This is a genomic window from Sedimenticola selenatireducens DSM 17993, from assembly GCF_000428045.1.
In the GTDB taxonomy this organism is placed as follows: domain Bacteria; phylum Pseudomonadota; class Gammaproteobacteria; order Chromatiales; family Chromatiaceae; genus Sedimenticola; species Sedimenticola selenatireducens.
This window is the reverse complement of sequence record NZ_ATZE01000001.1, coordinates 112271-127580: the sequence shown is the minus strand read 5'-3', so window position 1 is coordinate 127580 and position 15310 is coordinate 112271. Positions and strand designations below refer to the sequence as shown.

The 15310-nt window shown below is 58.1% G+C and carries 16 protein-coding genes and 1 pseudogene; 8 read left to right on the top strand and 9 right to left on the bottom strand.

Annotated elements, in window-relative coordinates:
* Position 1: 1 nt before the first annotated feature.
* The 4 genes from ruvA to A3GO_RS0100625 form a co-directional block, all read right to left on the bottom strand.
* Positions 2-610 carry a Holliday junction branch migration protein RuvA gene (gene ruvA, locus A3GO_RS0100640; protein WP_029131760.1) on the bottom strand — a complete coding sequence of 203 codons (609 nt, stop codon included), beginning with the start codon at positions 608-610 and terminating at the stop codon, positions 2-4.
* Complete coding sequence (gene ruvC / locus A3GO_RS0100635; protein ID WP_029131759.1) at positions 607-1125, bottom strand: crossover junction endodeoxyribonuclease RuvC; 519 nt, start codon at positions 1123-1125, stop codon at positions 607-609. The genes ruvA and ruvC overlap by 4 nt, the downstream gene beginning before the upstream one ends.
* Before the next feature lie 99 nt (positions 1126-1224).
* Positions 1225-1971, bottom strand: a complete 747-nt coding sequence (locus A3GO_RS0100630; protein ID WP_029131758.1) for a YebC/PmpR family DNA-binding transcriptional regulator — start codon at positions 1969-1971, stop codon at positions 1225-1227.
* A gap of 108 nt (positions 1972-2079) precedes the next feature.
* On the bottom strand, positions 2080-2730 hold the full coding sequence (locus A3GO_RS0100625; RefSeq protein WP_051301683.1) for an alpha/beta fold hydrolase: 651 nt from the start codon (positions 2728-2730) through the stop codon (positions 2080-2082).
* 157 nt (positions 2731-2887) lie between these two features.
* Between A3GO_RS0100625 and A3GO_RS0100620 the strand changes: the two genes are divergently transcribed.
* The 4 genes and pseudogenes from A3GO_RS0100620 to A3GO_RS26740 all read left to right on the top strand — a co-directional run bounded on the left by A3GO_RS0100620 (position 2888) and on the right by A3GO_RS26740 (position 5742).
* Complete coding sequence (locus A3GO_RS0100620; protein WP_029131756.1) at positions 2888-4387, top strand: HDOD domain-containing protein; 1500 nt, start codon at positions 2888-2890, stop codon at positions 4385-4387.
* A gap of 32 nt (positions 4388-4419) precedes the next feature.
* Positions 4420-5022: a TatD family nuclease-associated radical SAM protein gene (locus A3GO_RS0100615; protein WP_029131755.1), complete on the top strand. Its 603-nt coding sequence runs from the start codon at positions 4420-4422 to the stop codon at positions 5020-5022.
* Positions 5023-5091: 69 nt separating this feature from the next.
* Positions 5092-5439 (top strand): annotated as a pseudogene (locus A3GO_RS26745) (gamma-butyrobetaine hydroxylase family protein); the annotation flags it as partial.
* Positions 5440-5481: 42 nt separating this feature from the next.
* Positions 5482-5742: a MoaD/ThiS family protein gene (locus tag A3GO_RS26740; RefSeq protein WP_321529385.1), complete on the top strand. Its 261-nt coding sequence runs from the start codon at positions 5482-5484 to the stop codon at positions 5740-5742.
* Between the two features lie 219 nt (positions 5743-5961).
* On the opposite strand, the gene A3GO_RS0100605 is transcribed toward A3GO_RS26740, so the two are convergent.
* From A3GO_RS0100605 to A3GO_RS0100595, 3 genes are all read right to left on the bottom strand, one after another.
* Positions 5962-6582, bottom strand: coding sequence for a response regulator transcription factor (locus A3GO_RS0100605; RefSeq protein ID WP_029131753.1), 621 nt, complete (start codon positions 6580-6582; stop codon positions 5962-5964).
* Positions 6572-9133, bottom strand: a complete 2562-nt coding sequence (locus A3GO_RS21870) for a PAS domain S-box protein (RefSeq protein WP_051301682.1) — start codon at positions 9131-9133, stop codon at positions 6572-6574. The genes A3GO_RS0100605 and A3GO_RS21870 overlap by 11 nt, the downstream gene beginning before the upstream one ends.
* Before the next feature lie 166 nt (positions 9134-9299).
* Positions 9300-9653, bottom strand: a complete 354-nt coding sequence (locus A3GO_RS0100595) for a PilZ domain-containing protein (protein ID WP_029131752.1) — start codon at positions 9651-9653, stop codon at positions 9300-9302.
* Between the two features lie 163 nt (positions 9654-9816).
* On the opposite strand from A3GO_RS0100595, the gene A3GO_RS0100590 reads away from it, so the two are divergent.
* On the top strand, positions 9817-10281 hold the full coding sequence (locus tag A3GO_RS0100590) for an RDD family protein (RefSeq protein WP_029131751.1): 465 nt from the start codon (positions 9817-9819) through the stop codon (positions 10279-10281).
* A 9-nt stretch (positions 10282-10290) separates the two neighbouring features.
* Here A3GO_RS0100590 and lptG read toward each other — a convergent pair whose 3' ends face one another.
* Together lptG and lptF are read right to left on the bottom strand one after the other, a co-directional pair.
* The gene (gene lptG, locus A3GO_RS0100585; RefSeq protein WP_029131750.1) at positions 10291-11355 is read right to left on the bottom strand and encodes an LPS export ABC transporter permease LptG; all 1065 of its coding nucleotides are present in this window, start codon (positions 11353-11355) and stop codon (positions 10291-10293) included.
* Entirely contained in the window at positions 11352-12461 is a 1110-nt protein-coding gene (gene lptF, locus A3GO_RS0100580) for an LPS export ABC transporter permease LptF (protein ID WP_029131749.1), read from the bottom strand. Before lptF ends, lptG begins: the two co-directional genes overlap by 4 nt.
* A gap of 278 nt (positions 12462-12739) precedes the next feature.
* Here lptF and A3GO_RS0100575 point away from each other — a divergent pair, with 278 nt between their 5' ends.
* From A3GO_RS0100575 to A3GO_RS0100565, 3 genes are all read left to right on the top strand, one after another.
* Complete coding sequence (locus A3GO_RS0100575; RefSeq protein WP_029131748.1) at positions 12740-14239, top strand: leucyl aminopeptidase; 1500 nt, start codon at positions 12740-12742, stop codon at positions 14237-14239.
* Positions 14236-14661, top strand: a complete 426-nt coding sequence (locus A3GO_RS0100570) for a DNA polymerase III subunit chi (RefSeq protein WP_029131747.1) — start codon at positions 14236-14238, stop codon at positions 14659-14661. Before A3GO_RS0100575 ends, A3GO_RS0100570 begins: the two co-directional genes overlap by 4 nt.
* A 242-nt stretch (positions 14662-14903) precedes the next feature.
* Positions 14904-15296: a hypothetical protein gene (locus A3GO_RS0100565; protein WP_029131746.1), complete on the top strand. Its 393-nt coding sequence runs from the start codon at positions 14904-14906 to the stop codon at positions 15294-15296.
* Positions 15297-15310 lie beyond the last annotated feature (14 nt).

Sequence of the window (15310 nt, the reverse complement as noted above, 5' to 3'; positions counted from 1 at the left end):
GCTATTTTGTCACCACCGCTCGCAGGGCCAGTCGGATAATCTCTTCGCTGGAGAGATCCTCACACTCCACTGAGCGTACCATACGGCTGGCGTCGTTGGGCTTGTAACCCAGGGCGATCAGCGCGCCGATGGCATCCGACATCGGGGTCTCAACCGCACCGCCGGCCGGACGCGTCTTCGGCAGTGTTACCGAACCGGACAATTCGATCCGGTCCAGACGGTCACGCATCTCGATAATCAGCCTTTCCGCCGTTTTCTTGCCGATACCCGGCAGTCTGACCAGCGCCGCCGTATCGTCGCGTTGGACACAGAGGGCGAACTCGTCGGCGCTCATGCCGGAGAGGATGGCCAGCGCCATCTTGGCCCCGACCCCGCTCACCTTCAGCAGGGCGCGAAACAGCGCGCGCTCCGATTCGGTGAAAAATCCATACAACACATGGGCATCATCACGAATCGCCAGATGGGTAAACAGTGTCACCTGTTCGCCCTGCAGGGGCAGATCGTAAAAGGTGGACATGGGAGCTTCCAGCTCATAGCCGACGCCACCCACATCCACCATCAGAAACGGTGGCTGCTTGTAGACCAGCGCGCCACGCAGCCGGCCGATCATCGCCAGCCTCCCCGCTTGGAGCGGCCGATCAGCGCGAGGGTGCTATTGGCATGGGCGTGGCTGATAGCCACCGCCAGGGCATCTGACTGATCCGCCGTCAGCGGCGCATCCAGTTGCAGGATGTGTTTAATCATGTGTTGCACCTGATCCTTGTCCGCACCACCGGAACCCACCACCGCCTGTTTGATTGCCCGGGGCGCATATTCAAATACTGGCAACCCGGCCACAACACAGGCGCAGATGGCAGCGCCCCGTGCCTGTCCGAGCTTGAGTGCCGAAGCGGCATTCTTGGCCATGAAGACCTGCTCGATGGCCATCTCCGCCGGCTGATAGGTAGCTACCAGCTCGGTCAACTGTCGATAGATTTCGCCCAACCGTTGTGGAAACTCTTCATTGGCGATACGTATGCAGCCACTGGCCACATGGGCGCTTTTGATGCCATCACTCTCGATGATGCCGTAGCCGGTTATGCGGGAACCGGGGTCAATACCCAGGATGCGGCGCTTGAGACCCAAAGCCCCGTTCTGTTTGGCATTGTGATTTGTGAGTTTGATATTTGCTTCCGCTGGTCAGATTCGGGGGGCCGCTGTTGCGGCCCCCCGAAGGAGGTTCCATTACTCCATGGAGGCCATTATCTCTTCCGAGATATCGGCATTGGTATAGACATCCTGTACATCATCCAGATCTTCCAGATGATCGATCATCTTCATCAGCGTTTCGGCCGATTCCGGGTCCAGCTCGGCCATGGTGGAGGCACTGAAGGTCACCTCGGCGTTGTCTGGATTCAACCCACTCGCCACAATCGCATCGTTCACATCAGAGAAGGCTTCCGGGGTGGTCATGATATCGATGGAGCCGTCATCATTGGTCACCACGTCCTCGGCACCGGCTTCTAGCGCCGCCTCCATGATGGCATCTTCATCGGCGCCGGGGGCAAAACTGATAATGCCCTGCTTGTTGAACATGTAGGCCACCGAGCCGTCGGTACCAAGATTACCGCCGTGCTTGGTGAAGGCGTGCCGGACTTCGGAAGCGGTGCGATTGCGGTTGTCGGTCATGCAGTCGACAATGACCGCCGCCCCGCCGGGGCCATAGCCTTCATAACGCAATTCGTCATAGTTGTCCGTATCTTCGCCACCGGCGCCGCGCTTGACTGCCCGATCAATGGTGTCCCGCGGCACATTGGCCCCGTTCGCCTTGTCCACCGCCAGGCGCAACCGGGGATTGGTCTCGATTTCGCCACCGCCCGCCTTGGCGGCAACGGTCACTTCACGCAGCAGCTTGGTCCATATCTTGCCGCGTTTCTTGTCGTTGGCCGCCTTCTTGTGCTTGATGTTGGCCCATTTACTGTGTCCAGCCATAACACTCCTCTCAATATTCGGTCAGGCGGGAGTTTACCATCACCCGGGGCGGGCAGAAATAACATGTAGCGGATTTCTGCGGCGGCTCACCCGGGCAGTCACCTGCTTTTATCGAGGAAAATGGCCATTCCGAAGAAAACCGGCCACATCGGCCGCGACCGCGGTGGAAAACAGCATCCCCATGTGCCCGGTGTCGTGCAGACGTCTGTCCGCGGCAGCGGGAATGGCCGTCTCTTTCAGCATCACCGTACCGTCACTCTCTCCCTCGATGCCACCCAGCAGTCGGCCAATGCCAAGCCTCCCACTGGTACCGGCGATCACTCCAAGCTGCCGCTCCCCGTTCCAGGGCGGCGCCCCCTCCACCAGACCACGTTCACCGGCGCGTCCGATCATGCGTCGTCCCCAGGAGTGTCGCGCCAGGCGCCGGGCGACCGCGCTGCCGTGGACCGGTGATCCCAGCAGGACCACCCGGCCGGGAGGCTGGTCGGGAAACAGATCAAACAGGTTGAGCAGCACCAGCCCCCCCAGACTGTGGGCCACCAGATGCAGGCAGTCATAACCCCGCTGCCGGATAAACCGGTTCAGCAGTTGCGCATTCTCGACCGGTGTCCGGCTAAGAGAGGGATACCTGAACCGCTCCACCTGGTATCCGGCACTGGTCAAACGATGCTTTAGCCATCCCATCTCAATACCGGTCATCCAGATTCCATGCAGCAGCAGAACCCTGTTACAATCATCCTTACTGCAGGCGTTACTCATTTCAGTCCGACACTCCTTCTTGTTGCACACAGGGAGTTCCAGCCGCAGTTTATCAGCAGGCTGCGCCGACAGTCTGCAACATACAGATAACCCCAACAAGTCATCAGAGACAGCCGCGGAACCGGTGTTACCAAGGACACCCAAGGAAGCAGTATCCATGGACAATGCATTGAGCGGCTGGATCGAGCGACTGAGTTCAAAGGCGCTTCCGGCAATGGCACTGACGCGTCAACGCGTTCTACAGTTGCTGGACAGCCCCAACACCACCCATGCCGATCTGCAGCGTATCATCGCCCGCGACCCGGGCTTTACCCTGGCCATCTTCCGCCAGTTCAGTGCGCTGCCCTACCCGCCCAGGGAGCCGGTCACCAACCTGGCCCATGCCATCGCCCTGCTCGGTATCGAACCCACCACCCGGGCCGACCGGCAGCTACCAAACCTGGATAAACAGTTAACCGGAGAAGCCAGATCGTCTCTCTATGACTGCTATTCCCGGGCCGGCCATGCCGCCTGGTACGCCTACAACTGGGGGCACGACCTGCGCCTGGGCAACCCCGAGGAGATGGCCATCGCCGCGCTACTGCACGAGCTGGGCGAAATGCTGCTCTGGACCTATGCCGACAGCGAGATGGAACGGGTAAAAACCTTGGTCAGACGGGGCATGCGGCAGGCCACGGCGGAAGAGGCGATTCTCGGCTTTACCCTGCAGCAACTCAGTCTGCAGTTGGCCGAGCAGTGGAATCTGCCGCCGCTGACTGGCCAGGCGCTACAACCGACCGGCGCCTTCCAGATCCGCTCACTGGCCGTTATGCTGGCCTCGGCACTGGCCAGGGAGAGCAGAAACAGCTGGCGTAGCGAACAGACCGCTGAACTGATTGAGCTGGCCGCCGCACTTAACGGGCTGGAACCGGACCGGGGGCATGCCTACATCCACGCACTGACGGCAGGCGCAGCAAGAAATCTGAGCGGACTGCCGTTTCCACTGACGGTCTATGCCCTGCTGGAACCCTGCCCTGTCCGGCCCTTGGGGCCGAAACTGCCTGGCAAAAAGGCTCTGACATCCACGCCCCCGGCTCCGGCAGTTAACGCTGCCGCTCGGATGAATGAAACCCGTGCCACAACGGAAAAGCCGGCTATACACAGGCGCCCAGCTGCCGCTTCCGACAGCAGTCGGTTACAGGCAAGTTTGTCCCACATTTTTCGGGAACTGCGCACCACTGCCGGAGTTGAACGGGTAATGTTCGCCATGCTCACGCCCGATCGCAAGACGATCAAGGTCAAGTTCATCTCCGGAGCGGAGTCATCGTCACCACTGCGACAGTTTCAGCATCCCGTGGGAGAGCGGCATCTGCTGACCCTGTTGCTGAAAAAACCGCAGCATATCTGGCTGCACGACAGGAATCGAAAACAACTGCTCCCGTTGATGAATGACCAGCTCCGCACGACTCTGGATACCCGGGGCTTTTACATGAGTTCCCTGATTATCAAAAATCGTCCGATTGGTATTCTCTATGCTGACAGGTCAGATGATATACCGCTCGATAATCAAGGGTTTATCAACTTCAAAAGCCTGACGCAGCGACTCAGCAATGAACTCTCCGGTAACAGCGAGTCTAACAGGCCAAGCACCCTTCTTACCGATCGTGGGGTAGTGTAGAATCCCAGTTTTTCGCAACAACCCGAGTGCCCGTGGAAAATCAACAGCTCAGCTATGTAATCGGCGACAGTCTCTACCTGAATATCACCGACCGCTGCACCCTGGAGTGCGCCTTCTGCCCCAAGACCCAGGGTGTTCTGCAGGTGCATGAGTACGACCTGACCCTGGATCATCGCCCCTCCAGTCAGGAGATTATTGCCGCCATTGATAATCCCGCCGCCTACAAGGAGGTGGTGTTCTGCGGCTATGGTGAACCGACCCTGCGCCTGAAGGTGCTGCTGGAGGTGGCTAAATACATCAAGGCCCACGGCGGTCGGGTCCGGGTCAATACCGACGGACTGGCCAATCTGGCCAACAAGCGCAATGTCCTGCCCGAGATGGCGGATTGTGTCGACGCCCTCTCCATCTCCCTCAATGCACAGAATGCCGAGGTGTACGACCGGCACTGTCAGCCGGCGCTGGCCGGCTCTTTTGAGCAGATGCTGGAATTCGTCGCGGAGGCGCCAACATATATCGCCGATGTGACCGCCACCGCGATCGACGGCCTTGAAGGGGTGGATATCGAGGCGTGCCGTAAGCTGGCCGAGGCACGTGGCGTCAAGTTCAGAAGGCGTGTGTTGGATGTGGTCGGTTAATGGACGATTGAATTGAATCTTTCCACCCACCATTAATAAATTCCACTGTTTACGGACCCGAGCAGTACCATGAGTGAAAAGCAGCCAACCCGGACACCCACCGCGATCAACCTGCACAGCAAATCCCGCCTGCTGGCGATCGAATTTTCCGACGGCGCCAGCTTCAGGCTGCCCTGCGAATATCTGCGGGTATTTGCCAAGGCCAAGGAGGTCCGCACCTTGGGGAATCCGGTTACCGGTAAGGAATCGGTGAATATCACCCGCATAGAGCCCCAGGGACAATATGCAGTGCGGTTCATCTTTGACGATGGACATGACAGCAGCATCTACTCCTGGGACACCCTCTACGAACTCGGGGTGAACCAGGAACAGAACTGGCAGGCATACCAGGAGAGCCTGCGAAAGGCCGGCTATAAACCGGGTGCTTCAGATAGCACCGAGGGACCGCGACACATCCAATTGCTCTATTTCACCTACCTGGTGAAGCAGTTGCAGAAAGAGGCCGAACAAGTGGAGATTCCCCCATCGGTCACAGATGTAAGCAGCCTGATCGAGTGGTTGCGGCGGCGCAATCCGGACCAGGCCCATCTGTTTCGGGAGGGGAGCTTCCAGGTAACAGTGAACAAACAGTTCAGCGAACCGTTCACCCGGATCGATGCGGACGATGAAGTGGCATTGATACCCACCTCGCCCAACGCCCCGACGAAGGCGAACAAGTAACGGTCACGGAACCACTGCCGATTCTACCGGAGCCAGCCCGAATGAACCGCATCCTACCAAGCTGACGAAAAGCAGGTTACCGCCAAGAACGCGAAGCACACGAAGGAGAACCTGTTTCTTCCCTTTGGGCGTTGGCGATAACGATACAATTCATGGATCTACGAGTGATAGTGCGAAGAGCTACCCGTCAATAGACACGAATGGCATGAGTCGCTCCACTCAGTGATCGCTGTAGAGGTTGGCTGCAATCACCATTTTCACCAGGCCGGCCAGTGAGGAGGCCTCCATCTTCTCCATCACCCGGGCACGGTGGGCCTCCACGGTCTTGGCGCTGACGCCGAGGGCACTGGCAATCTCCTTGTTGGCCTTGCCGTTGGTGACCATCTCCATCACCTCATGCTCACGGGGCGTCAATTGCGCCAGTCGGGCGGCAATCTCCGCGCGCTCAGCCTGAATCGAACGTTGATCCTGATCGATTTCCAGGGCACTGCGGATACTCTCCAGCAGCTGTTCGTCATTGAACGGCTTCTCAATAAAATCCACCGCTCCCGCTTTCATCGCCCGCACCGACATCGGCACGTCACCATGCCCGGTGATAATAATCACCGGTATATGGATGTTCTCGCGAACAAAATACTCCTGCAACTCCAGCCCGCTCATGCCCGGCATGCGCACATCCAGCAGCAGACAACCGGCCCGCCCCGGATAATAGGACTTGATGAACTCTTCGGCCGAGGCGAAGGTTTCCACCCTGATCCCCACCGTCTCAATCAGCCACTTCAACGAGTTACGCATCGCCGAGTCATCATCAACTACAAATACGGTGGCATTACTGTTCATCTCTGTTCCTGTTGCTGGGTAATACAATACTAAAGCAGGTACCACCCGCTGCCCGCTGTTCGGCAGTGATGGTGCCGTTGTGGTCCTCTATAATCGTCCTGCTGATGATCAATCCCATGCCCATGCCACTCTCCTTGGTGGTGTAAAAGGGCTCAAACAATCGGCTCATATCTTTATCCTGGATACCCGGGCCGGTATCCAGCACCCGGAGCAGCACCCGTTCTCCATCCTGACAGCGGGTCTGAATTACCAGATTGCGTTCATCTTCCGGTATCTCTAACAGCGCATCAAGGGCATTTCTAATCAGATTTAGCAATACCTGTTCAATCTGTACAACATCGATTTTGACCGGCAGGCTGCTGATACTGAAATCCTGCTCGATCACCACCCCCGCCTTGCGCGCCTCAAACTCTACAAAGCTGCACACCTCCCGCACCACATCGTTGATGTCGGCGATCCGGCGCACCGGTGTCTGTTTGCCCACCAGGGCACGCAGCCGCTTGATGATTTCACCCGCCCGATCAGCCTGTGCGGTAATCTGGCCGAGGGCATAAAGAATATCTTCTGACTCCCGACCACTTGACTGCAACCGGCGTACCGAGCCGTTGGCATAATTGGCAATGGCCGAAAGCGGCTGATTCAGTTCATGGGCAAGTCCCGTGGCCATCTCACCCATGGTGCTGAGACGTGACACATGGATCAACTCCTGCTGATGCTCCCGGGCCTGGCGCTCCGCTTCCCGCTCCGCCGTGATATCACGCCCATAGATATTGACGTAACCCAGATCCACCACCGGGGTAAGCAGCAACGAGTAGACCTGGGTGGCACCAATCACCTGGGTCTGCCAGTCGCGGCCGTTGGCCAGAATTTCTGTTACCCGGTTTCGCCAGTAGAGCGGCAGAGTCTGGGCCCGCTCGCAGCCCCAGTAGGAGAGCAGCTGGTCACTGGCATTGTTGGCATAGAGGATAACCCCGCGCCGGTTGACACGCAGGATGGGACTGGGACTCTCGGAAGCAAACTTGGCGAGACTGCGAATCTCCAGTTCGATACGGCGACGATTGGAGATATCGTGCATGTAGATGGTAAAGGCGAGACGGTTCTTCAGGCGAATAGGCTTGATCGCCAGCTCCACCGGGAACACACCGCCACCACGCTTGATCGCTGTCAGCTCATGACGCATTTCATCAGGATGCCGATCCCGCGAACTGAGGACATCCGCCATCAGCCGATTGAACTGGGGACGGCTCTCATCGTTGAAAATCAGATCCGCAAATACCTTGCCCAGTGCCTCCTGCCGATGGTGACCGAAGGTCTGTTCCGCCGTGGGATTGAACTCGATAATCACCCCCTGACGGTCGATGGTGATTATTGAATCCAGTGCCGTCTCCATGATCGCCTGCTTGAGCATCTCTGACTCGTGCATTTCACTCTCATGCTGCTGCCGCATCTCCTCCCGGGTATCCTTAACCAGCTGAATAAACTGATGAATCCAGTCCTCCAACACGAACAGCTGGTTACCGCGCTCAATCACCGGCTGCTTGGAACCGAGTGCCCGTTGTGAGAAGCGGGAGATGCGCTGCAGGATCTTGTTCAGCCGCTCCGACAGCAGAAAAAAGACCAGGGTAAACACACTGACGAAGGTAAAAGCAGCCACCAGCCGCTGACGCCGTTCCAGACTGGCCACCCGGTCCCGTATCGCCTCCACCACGGAGTGGGGCACCAGGGTGGCGAACTGCAAATTGAGGGTCGAGCCTTCATATTCGGAAAACGATTGCGCGGTGACCAGAAAATCGGCTTCCACCTCCGACAATCGCCGCTGTGGGGGCAATCTGGATTGATCGCTGCTGGCGAGAAAACGCTGCTCATCCGCCTCCAGTATCCCCACCAATACCCCATTTGACGAAACCCCCTGTTGGGATGCCGCCAGGAACTGCTCATCGATGGGGGCCACCAGCATCAAAAAACCCATCTCGGTGCCGGTGGCATCCTCCGCAGTTTCGGAAACCAGCAGATAGGGGCGGTCCCCCAGGCTGGTGAGATTGGCCTGCACCCGCCGCTCGCTCAGCGGCAGCTCATTGGTACCGGCCAGTTCGACCGGCAGGGGCCGCTCTCCAAGCTGATAGATCTCGCGGGTGCGGCCATCACTGTCCAGCAGCAGAATATGGCTCGGCCTGATCAATGACTGCCAGAGGGTCGATCCCGGCAACCAGGGAGGAGTGGAACGATACTGTCTGGGCTGATCCTTATCCCCCTTGAACCAGTAGACCGGCTCAAGATAGTTGGCGAGTTGGCGATGGTTTGCCAGCAGCCGGGCAGTGGAGGTGTGGGCCAGCACATAGTTATCAAAACGAATCAGGGTTTCCCGCGCCTGCTGATCGAGCCGCGTCTTCATCTCTTCGGCAAAAATGCTCCTGAGCGCCCGGGGCTGCACCTGATCGAGCATCCCCCACACCACCAGGCCACAGAACAGGCCAATCATGATGGACATCAGCGGCATGGGAATACGCCGGAGCAACGAGAGTTTCTGGGGTCGTTTCAGGGGTAACGGCATAATGAGAAGAATTCAAACGTCATCAGGTTGGGCATCCTGCCCCGTATCATGAGAATACGGACGGATTATGTTCCGGCGCCCCATTATGCCTTGATACTTGGTCATTACAATCCTGCCGGCCAGGAGGGTACAGGATTAAGTTTAACGAATAGAGGAGAGAACCAATTCAGTGCAGGAACTCGGAACAATCGTTGTCATTCTTGACCCCGGAAGATCCGAATATCAGATGATTGAGGGCACGGTGAATCTCGCTATCCAGTTCATCGAACATCAGTCCAACGCCCTGCTCGGCGCAACGCACGACGATAGCCTCTACCTGCATGTGGCACTTGAGGCCACTGGCACCCAGCATCAGGGAGGCTTCAAGCGTAGCGTTCACCGGCAATTGAATACGCCCGATATCGACAAACATCCCCCCCATCCCGATGTCACGGATACAACCCCTGACCAGACCGAGACTGGGATAGTTCAGCATGGTGTAGAGGGTTACCGGTCGGCGCGGCGAATTGCGATGCTCCACAGCGAGTTATGCCTCCAGATAGTTGAACAACACCCTGCCGCCTACTCATGGATAGGCAACCTGATGAGTTTCTCTTACTATAGACCAATTATCCTGCACCATTGTGACCTGCAACCAAATCCGGCAATTACCTGCCGCGGAGTATAGCGGCAGCAACCAAGACATGAAGAAAATCCATAATATTGATATTAATCAGGCAGTAAGCCCTGGATTACCCCGGCGCCTGGCGGCCATGTTGTATGACGCCCTGCTGGTTTTTGGCCTGCTGCTGCTGGCCTCAATGGTCGTCACCCTGCCAGTTGGCATACTGGCCGGCGAGCCGGCCTCGCAGGCGCTGGCGGGGAACCTCCTGTTCCAGCTCTGGCTGGCAATGGTACCACCGGCCTTTTTCCTGCTGTTTTGGCTGAAGGGGGGGCAGACGCTCGGTATGCGTTCCTGGCGTCTGCGCGTGGTACGGGAGGACGGGTCACCGCTCAAGTGGACTGACGCCCTGAAGCGGCTGTTGTGCGCGCTGCTCTCCTGGCTGCCTCTGGGGCTGGGTTATCTCTGGATACTGATCGACAGGGACAAACTGGCCTGGCACGACCGGTTGTCGGGGACCCGGCTGGTCTTGCTGGCGAAACGGTGAATAGCCGCGTCAGTGGACCCGGCGAACAAACCAGAAGCCGATACCGAGGAACAGTAATCCGGGCACTGCGGCGGCAAACAGCGGGTTGAGAGAGTAAACCACGGCCATGTGGCCCAGCACCTTGTTCAGCAGAAAGAAGGCCAAGCCCAACAGAGAGCCGGCAAAGATCCGCTGCCCGATACCCACCGACCTCAACACCCCGAATACGAAGGGTACCGCCAAAAACACCATCACCAGCGTGATCAGTGGCATGATCACCTTGCTCCAGAAAGCCACTTCGTAGATAGTCGCCTCCTGTCCGTTTGCATGCATGAAGTCGATATACTGATAGAGTCCCCAGACCGGCAGCATGGTGGGACGGACCACCACCACATTGAGGATATTGGGATTGAGCAACGAATCCCAGGTCGCCTCGTCCAGTGACCGACTCTCCACCCCGTCAGTCAGGAAACGGGTCTGACTGATCCCTCGCAGCAGCCAGCGCCCCTCCTGATACTGGGCAAAATCAGCATGGGTGGAGACTTGTAATTCCCGCTCTTGGGAGAATTCGTAAATATAGATATCCCGGAGTTGCGAGCCGGGAAGGATCTGTCGAATATTGACAAAAGAGCCGCCATCACGGGCCCAGAAGCCATGCTTCGACTTGAGGGTGATCTGCTGGCTCATCTTGCTGGCACGCATCCGCTCGGCATACTGCTCGGTGTTGGGTGCGATCGCCTCGCCAATAACCAGCACTACCAACATCGCGAGTATGCCCGCTTTCAATACCGAGACGATGATCCTGGCGAGGGAGACGCCGGCCGCACGCATCGCCACCAGCTCGGAATTGTTTGCCAGACCACCCAGCCCCACCAGGCTGCCCAGCAACACCGCCATGGGGAACACCTCGTAGGCGCGGCGCGGCAGGATCAGCAGCACATAGTAGAAAACATCCGCCGTGGTGTAGTCACCCTTACCAACACTGCCCAGTTCGTCCATCAGGGTGACAAAACCGACCAGCACCACCAGAATCACCAGGGTAATAAAGATGCTCAACAGCACGCTGGTACCGATGTATCTGTCCAGCACCCTCATGCGAGCCGACTCCGTAACCGGTTTCTCAATACCCGGAACATGCGCGGAGATTTATACAGCATCACCGCGCCACCCAGCAGTAGCATCAACGGGTGCACCCACCAGCGTCCCATCCAGACCGGGGTAATACCGGAAACCATCCAGTTGCCGGATACAGCCTGCAGGTTAAGAAACAGAAAATAGAACAGCAACGCCAGCAACAGCCGTCCGTAGATACCCTCCCGGGGCAGGGACTTGCTGAGCGGGACGCTGAGAATGGTAAACACCAGCACCGCAATCGGGAACATGAAGCGATACTCCAGCTCGGACCGCATACGCAGATCCTCTGACCCGAACAGGTCATCGGTGGGAATCGCCTTGGCCGGGAGACTGTCGCTGACCTGATCACGCCGGTCGATCAGGATGGCATACTTGTCAAAATCTCCGACGCTGTATTCGTTGTTCCCCGGGGTCCCTTCATAGCGGTGACCACGGGTCAGCACCAGGTAGAGATCGCCACTGTCGGGCTCCGTATACTGGTAACCTTCGGCGGCGGTGATCAAACCCAACTTGCCATGCTGGCGGTTCTGTACAAAGACATTGTGCATGCGACGCTTGTCTTCGCTCATCTTTTCCACATAGAAAACCAGCCCGCCCTTGCTGAACTCATTAAACCGCCCGGCTACCGCCATACCCAATTCAGCAGACTCCTCCTTCTGCTGTTGCATAATCTCCGCCTTGTTGGCATTCACCCAGGGAACTAGCCCCAGGGTAAACCAGGCCACTACCAGGGCGACCGGCACAGCCACCAGCGCGAACGCACGGTAGATACGCTGCAGTCCGACGCCACCAGCCGCCAGTGCCGTCATTTCACTGTCGCGATACATGCGGCCGAGGGTGTAGAGAATGGCAAAAAAGAAGGTCGGCGGGGTGACCGGCCCCAGCACCTGCAACACCTCCAGCCCCAGCAGCCGGGTCATCACCTCGTTGCTTATCGCGCCTGCGACCGCGTCCTGCAGGATCCGGATATAACTCTGGCTCACCACGATCAGCATCAGCACGGTCATGATGGCGAGAAATGACTTGGTCACTTCCCGAAGAATATAGCGATCGATAATCGGCAGCATAAAAAGCGTTCAGTTGAAAAAACCGGAGCGTGATCCTGCATCGGTGGTAAACGGTTACAATTCTTGTAGACTACTACTCAATGACAATACTTGGGAAATGGCTAAACCCGGGCAGTATGGAATGGTGACCGACGTCACCATCACCTTACTCAATTCCGCAGAAACCGCGGTGGATAGTACATCCTGACCGGGCTGCGGGCAAACCGGCAACAATCGCACCATCGGCCCGCCATGGCGGGAATAACAACAGACAAACAGTAACCATTCAGGGAACCACTATGGAATACCATGTGAAATCAGGCGATCCATCCGCACTGCGTACCGCCTGCCTCGTACTGGGTGTATTCACCCGTCGCCAACTGGCCGGACCGGCCAGGCAGATCGACCAGGCCAGTAACGGGCACCTCAGCGCCATCCTGAAGAAGGGCGACATGGAGGGTGAGACCGGGCAGTCCCTGATGCTCTATGACATCCCCGGCATCCAGGCGGAACGCATCCTGCTGGTCGGCCTCGGGGCAGAAAAGGAACTCACCCTGAAGTCGGTCATCACCGCCTGGGCCGGCGCCGTGAAGCAACTCAACGAAAGCAGCGTCATCGAGGTTACCAATGCCCTCTGCGCCCCGGAGATCAAGGAGACCGATCTGGCACAGCGACTGCGTGAATCGATCATCGCGGCCGAGGACCAGGTTTACCGCTTCGATCAATGCAAAAGCGAGGCAAAGCCACCCAAGCGGCCTCTGAAAAAATTGAGCCTGTTCATCGGCGAGCAGAAAAAGAGCCAGGCCGTGCTGCGTGCGGTGAGCCAGGGCGAGGCAATCGCCAGCGGCATCACCCTGGCCAAAAACCTGTCCAATCTGCCGGGCAATCTCTGCACCCCGAGCTACCTGGCGGATCAGGCCCGACAGCTGGGCAAACAGTCGACCAAACTGAAAATATCGGTGCTGGAGGAGAAGCAGATGCAGTCCCTCGGCATGGGTTCACTGCTCTCAGTCTCCCGCGGCAGCCGCGAACCGGCCAAGCTGATTGTCATGGAGTACAAGGGCGGCAAACCAAAGAGCAAGCCGGTGGTACTGATCGGCAAGGGCCTCACCTTTGATGCCGGTGGTATATCGCTGAAACCCGCCGCAGCCATGGATGAGATGAAGTACGACATGTGTGGCGGCGCCAGCGTCATGGGCGCCATGGCCGCCTGTGTCCGGATGGAACTGCCGATCAACCTGGTGGTGATCGTCCCATCCTCGGAAAACCTGCCCGATGGAGCCGCCAACAAGCCCGGCGATATCGTCACCAGCATGTCGGGACAGACCATTGAGATCCTCAACACCGATGCCGAGGGCCGGCTCATCCTGTGCGACGCCCTCACCTATGCGGAACGCTTTGATCCCGCAGCCGTAGTGGACGTCGCCACCCTGACCGGTGCCTGCATTATCGCCCTCGGGTCCCAGGCTTCGGGCCTGCTGAGTAATGATGACAAGCTGGCCGCCGAGCTTCTGGAGGCCGGCAACCGGGCCACCGATCGTGCCTGGCAACTGCCGCTCTGGGATGAGTATCAGGAGCAGTTGAAGAGCAACTTTGCCGACATGGCCAATATTGGTGGCAAGGGCGCCGGCACCATTACCGCCGCCTGTTTCCTGTCACGCTATGCGAAAAAATTCAAATGGGCGCATCTGGATATCGCCGGTACCGCCTGGAGAAGCGGTGATCAGAAAGGGGCCACCGGGCGCCCCGTTTCACTGCTTTCGCAGTTTCTGCTGAAACGGGCAGGCCAGGCCAAATGACCCAGGTCGATTTTTATATCCTGGGTGAGCAGTCGGCCGGCGACCGCTTTCAGCTCGCCTGCCGCATTGTCGACAAGGCCTGGCAACAGGGGCACCGGGTCTATCTGCACACCAACTCGGACGCGGAATCGCGGCACCTGGACAAGCTGCTCTGGACGCAACGGGAGGAGAGCTTCATCCCACACGGCCTGATCAGCGAGAGTGACAGCACGCTCACACCGGTATTGATCGGACACAACGAACAGGCCGGTGACGAACACGATGTACTGGTCAACCTGGCGGCCGGTGTACCCCCCTTCTTCAGCCGTTTCTCCCGGGTGGCCGAATTGATCGACCAGGATCCGGCGGTGCGCGAGGCCGGACGCAGCCGCTACCGAACCTACCGGGACCGCGGCTACACCCTCAACACCCACAACCTGTGAACCTAAAAACCTCATTTCAACCGCCAAGAGCGCAAAGTGCGCAAAGAGATACAGTGGCCAATCTTCATTGTTTCGGACCACCCCGACAGTTGGATGAACGGGAGAATACAACTCAATATTTTTCTTCGTGTTCTTTACGCTCTTAGCGGTTGAATCAAGGAATTCAGAATGGACAATTGGCAGGAGAGACAATTTTCACGGCCGCAGGCCGCCCGTCAGGGTGTGACACAGGGATGTGTCGCATGAAATTCACATGGCCATTCAAACCGGTCCCCCCGGAAACGACACCCCCGGAAACGCCGCTCCCAGTGGATCATGAGGGCATTCCAATCCTTAATGAGGTGGTGGAGCCGACCGAACTGGGGTTGATCGATTCGGCCGACCCAAACCAGGCCAACCTGCCGCTGTTTGATCCGGACTGGCGCGACGGCGCGGCCACTCCGTCGATCGACCTGAAGCAATTGCGGGAACAGTTGAGGCGTGAGATGTTGGAAGCCATTGAACAGGTCGCTGACTCAGTGACAGAACGGTTTCGCGCTGATCTGGAGCGTACCCTGCGGGAAGAGATCGACCGGGTGCTGGATGAGCGGTTGCCACCGCCAACCAGCCCCGATCAGGACCGTAGGTTGGATTAGCGAAGCGTAATCCG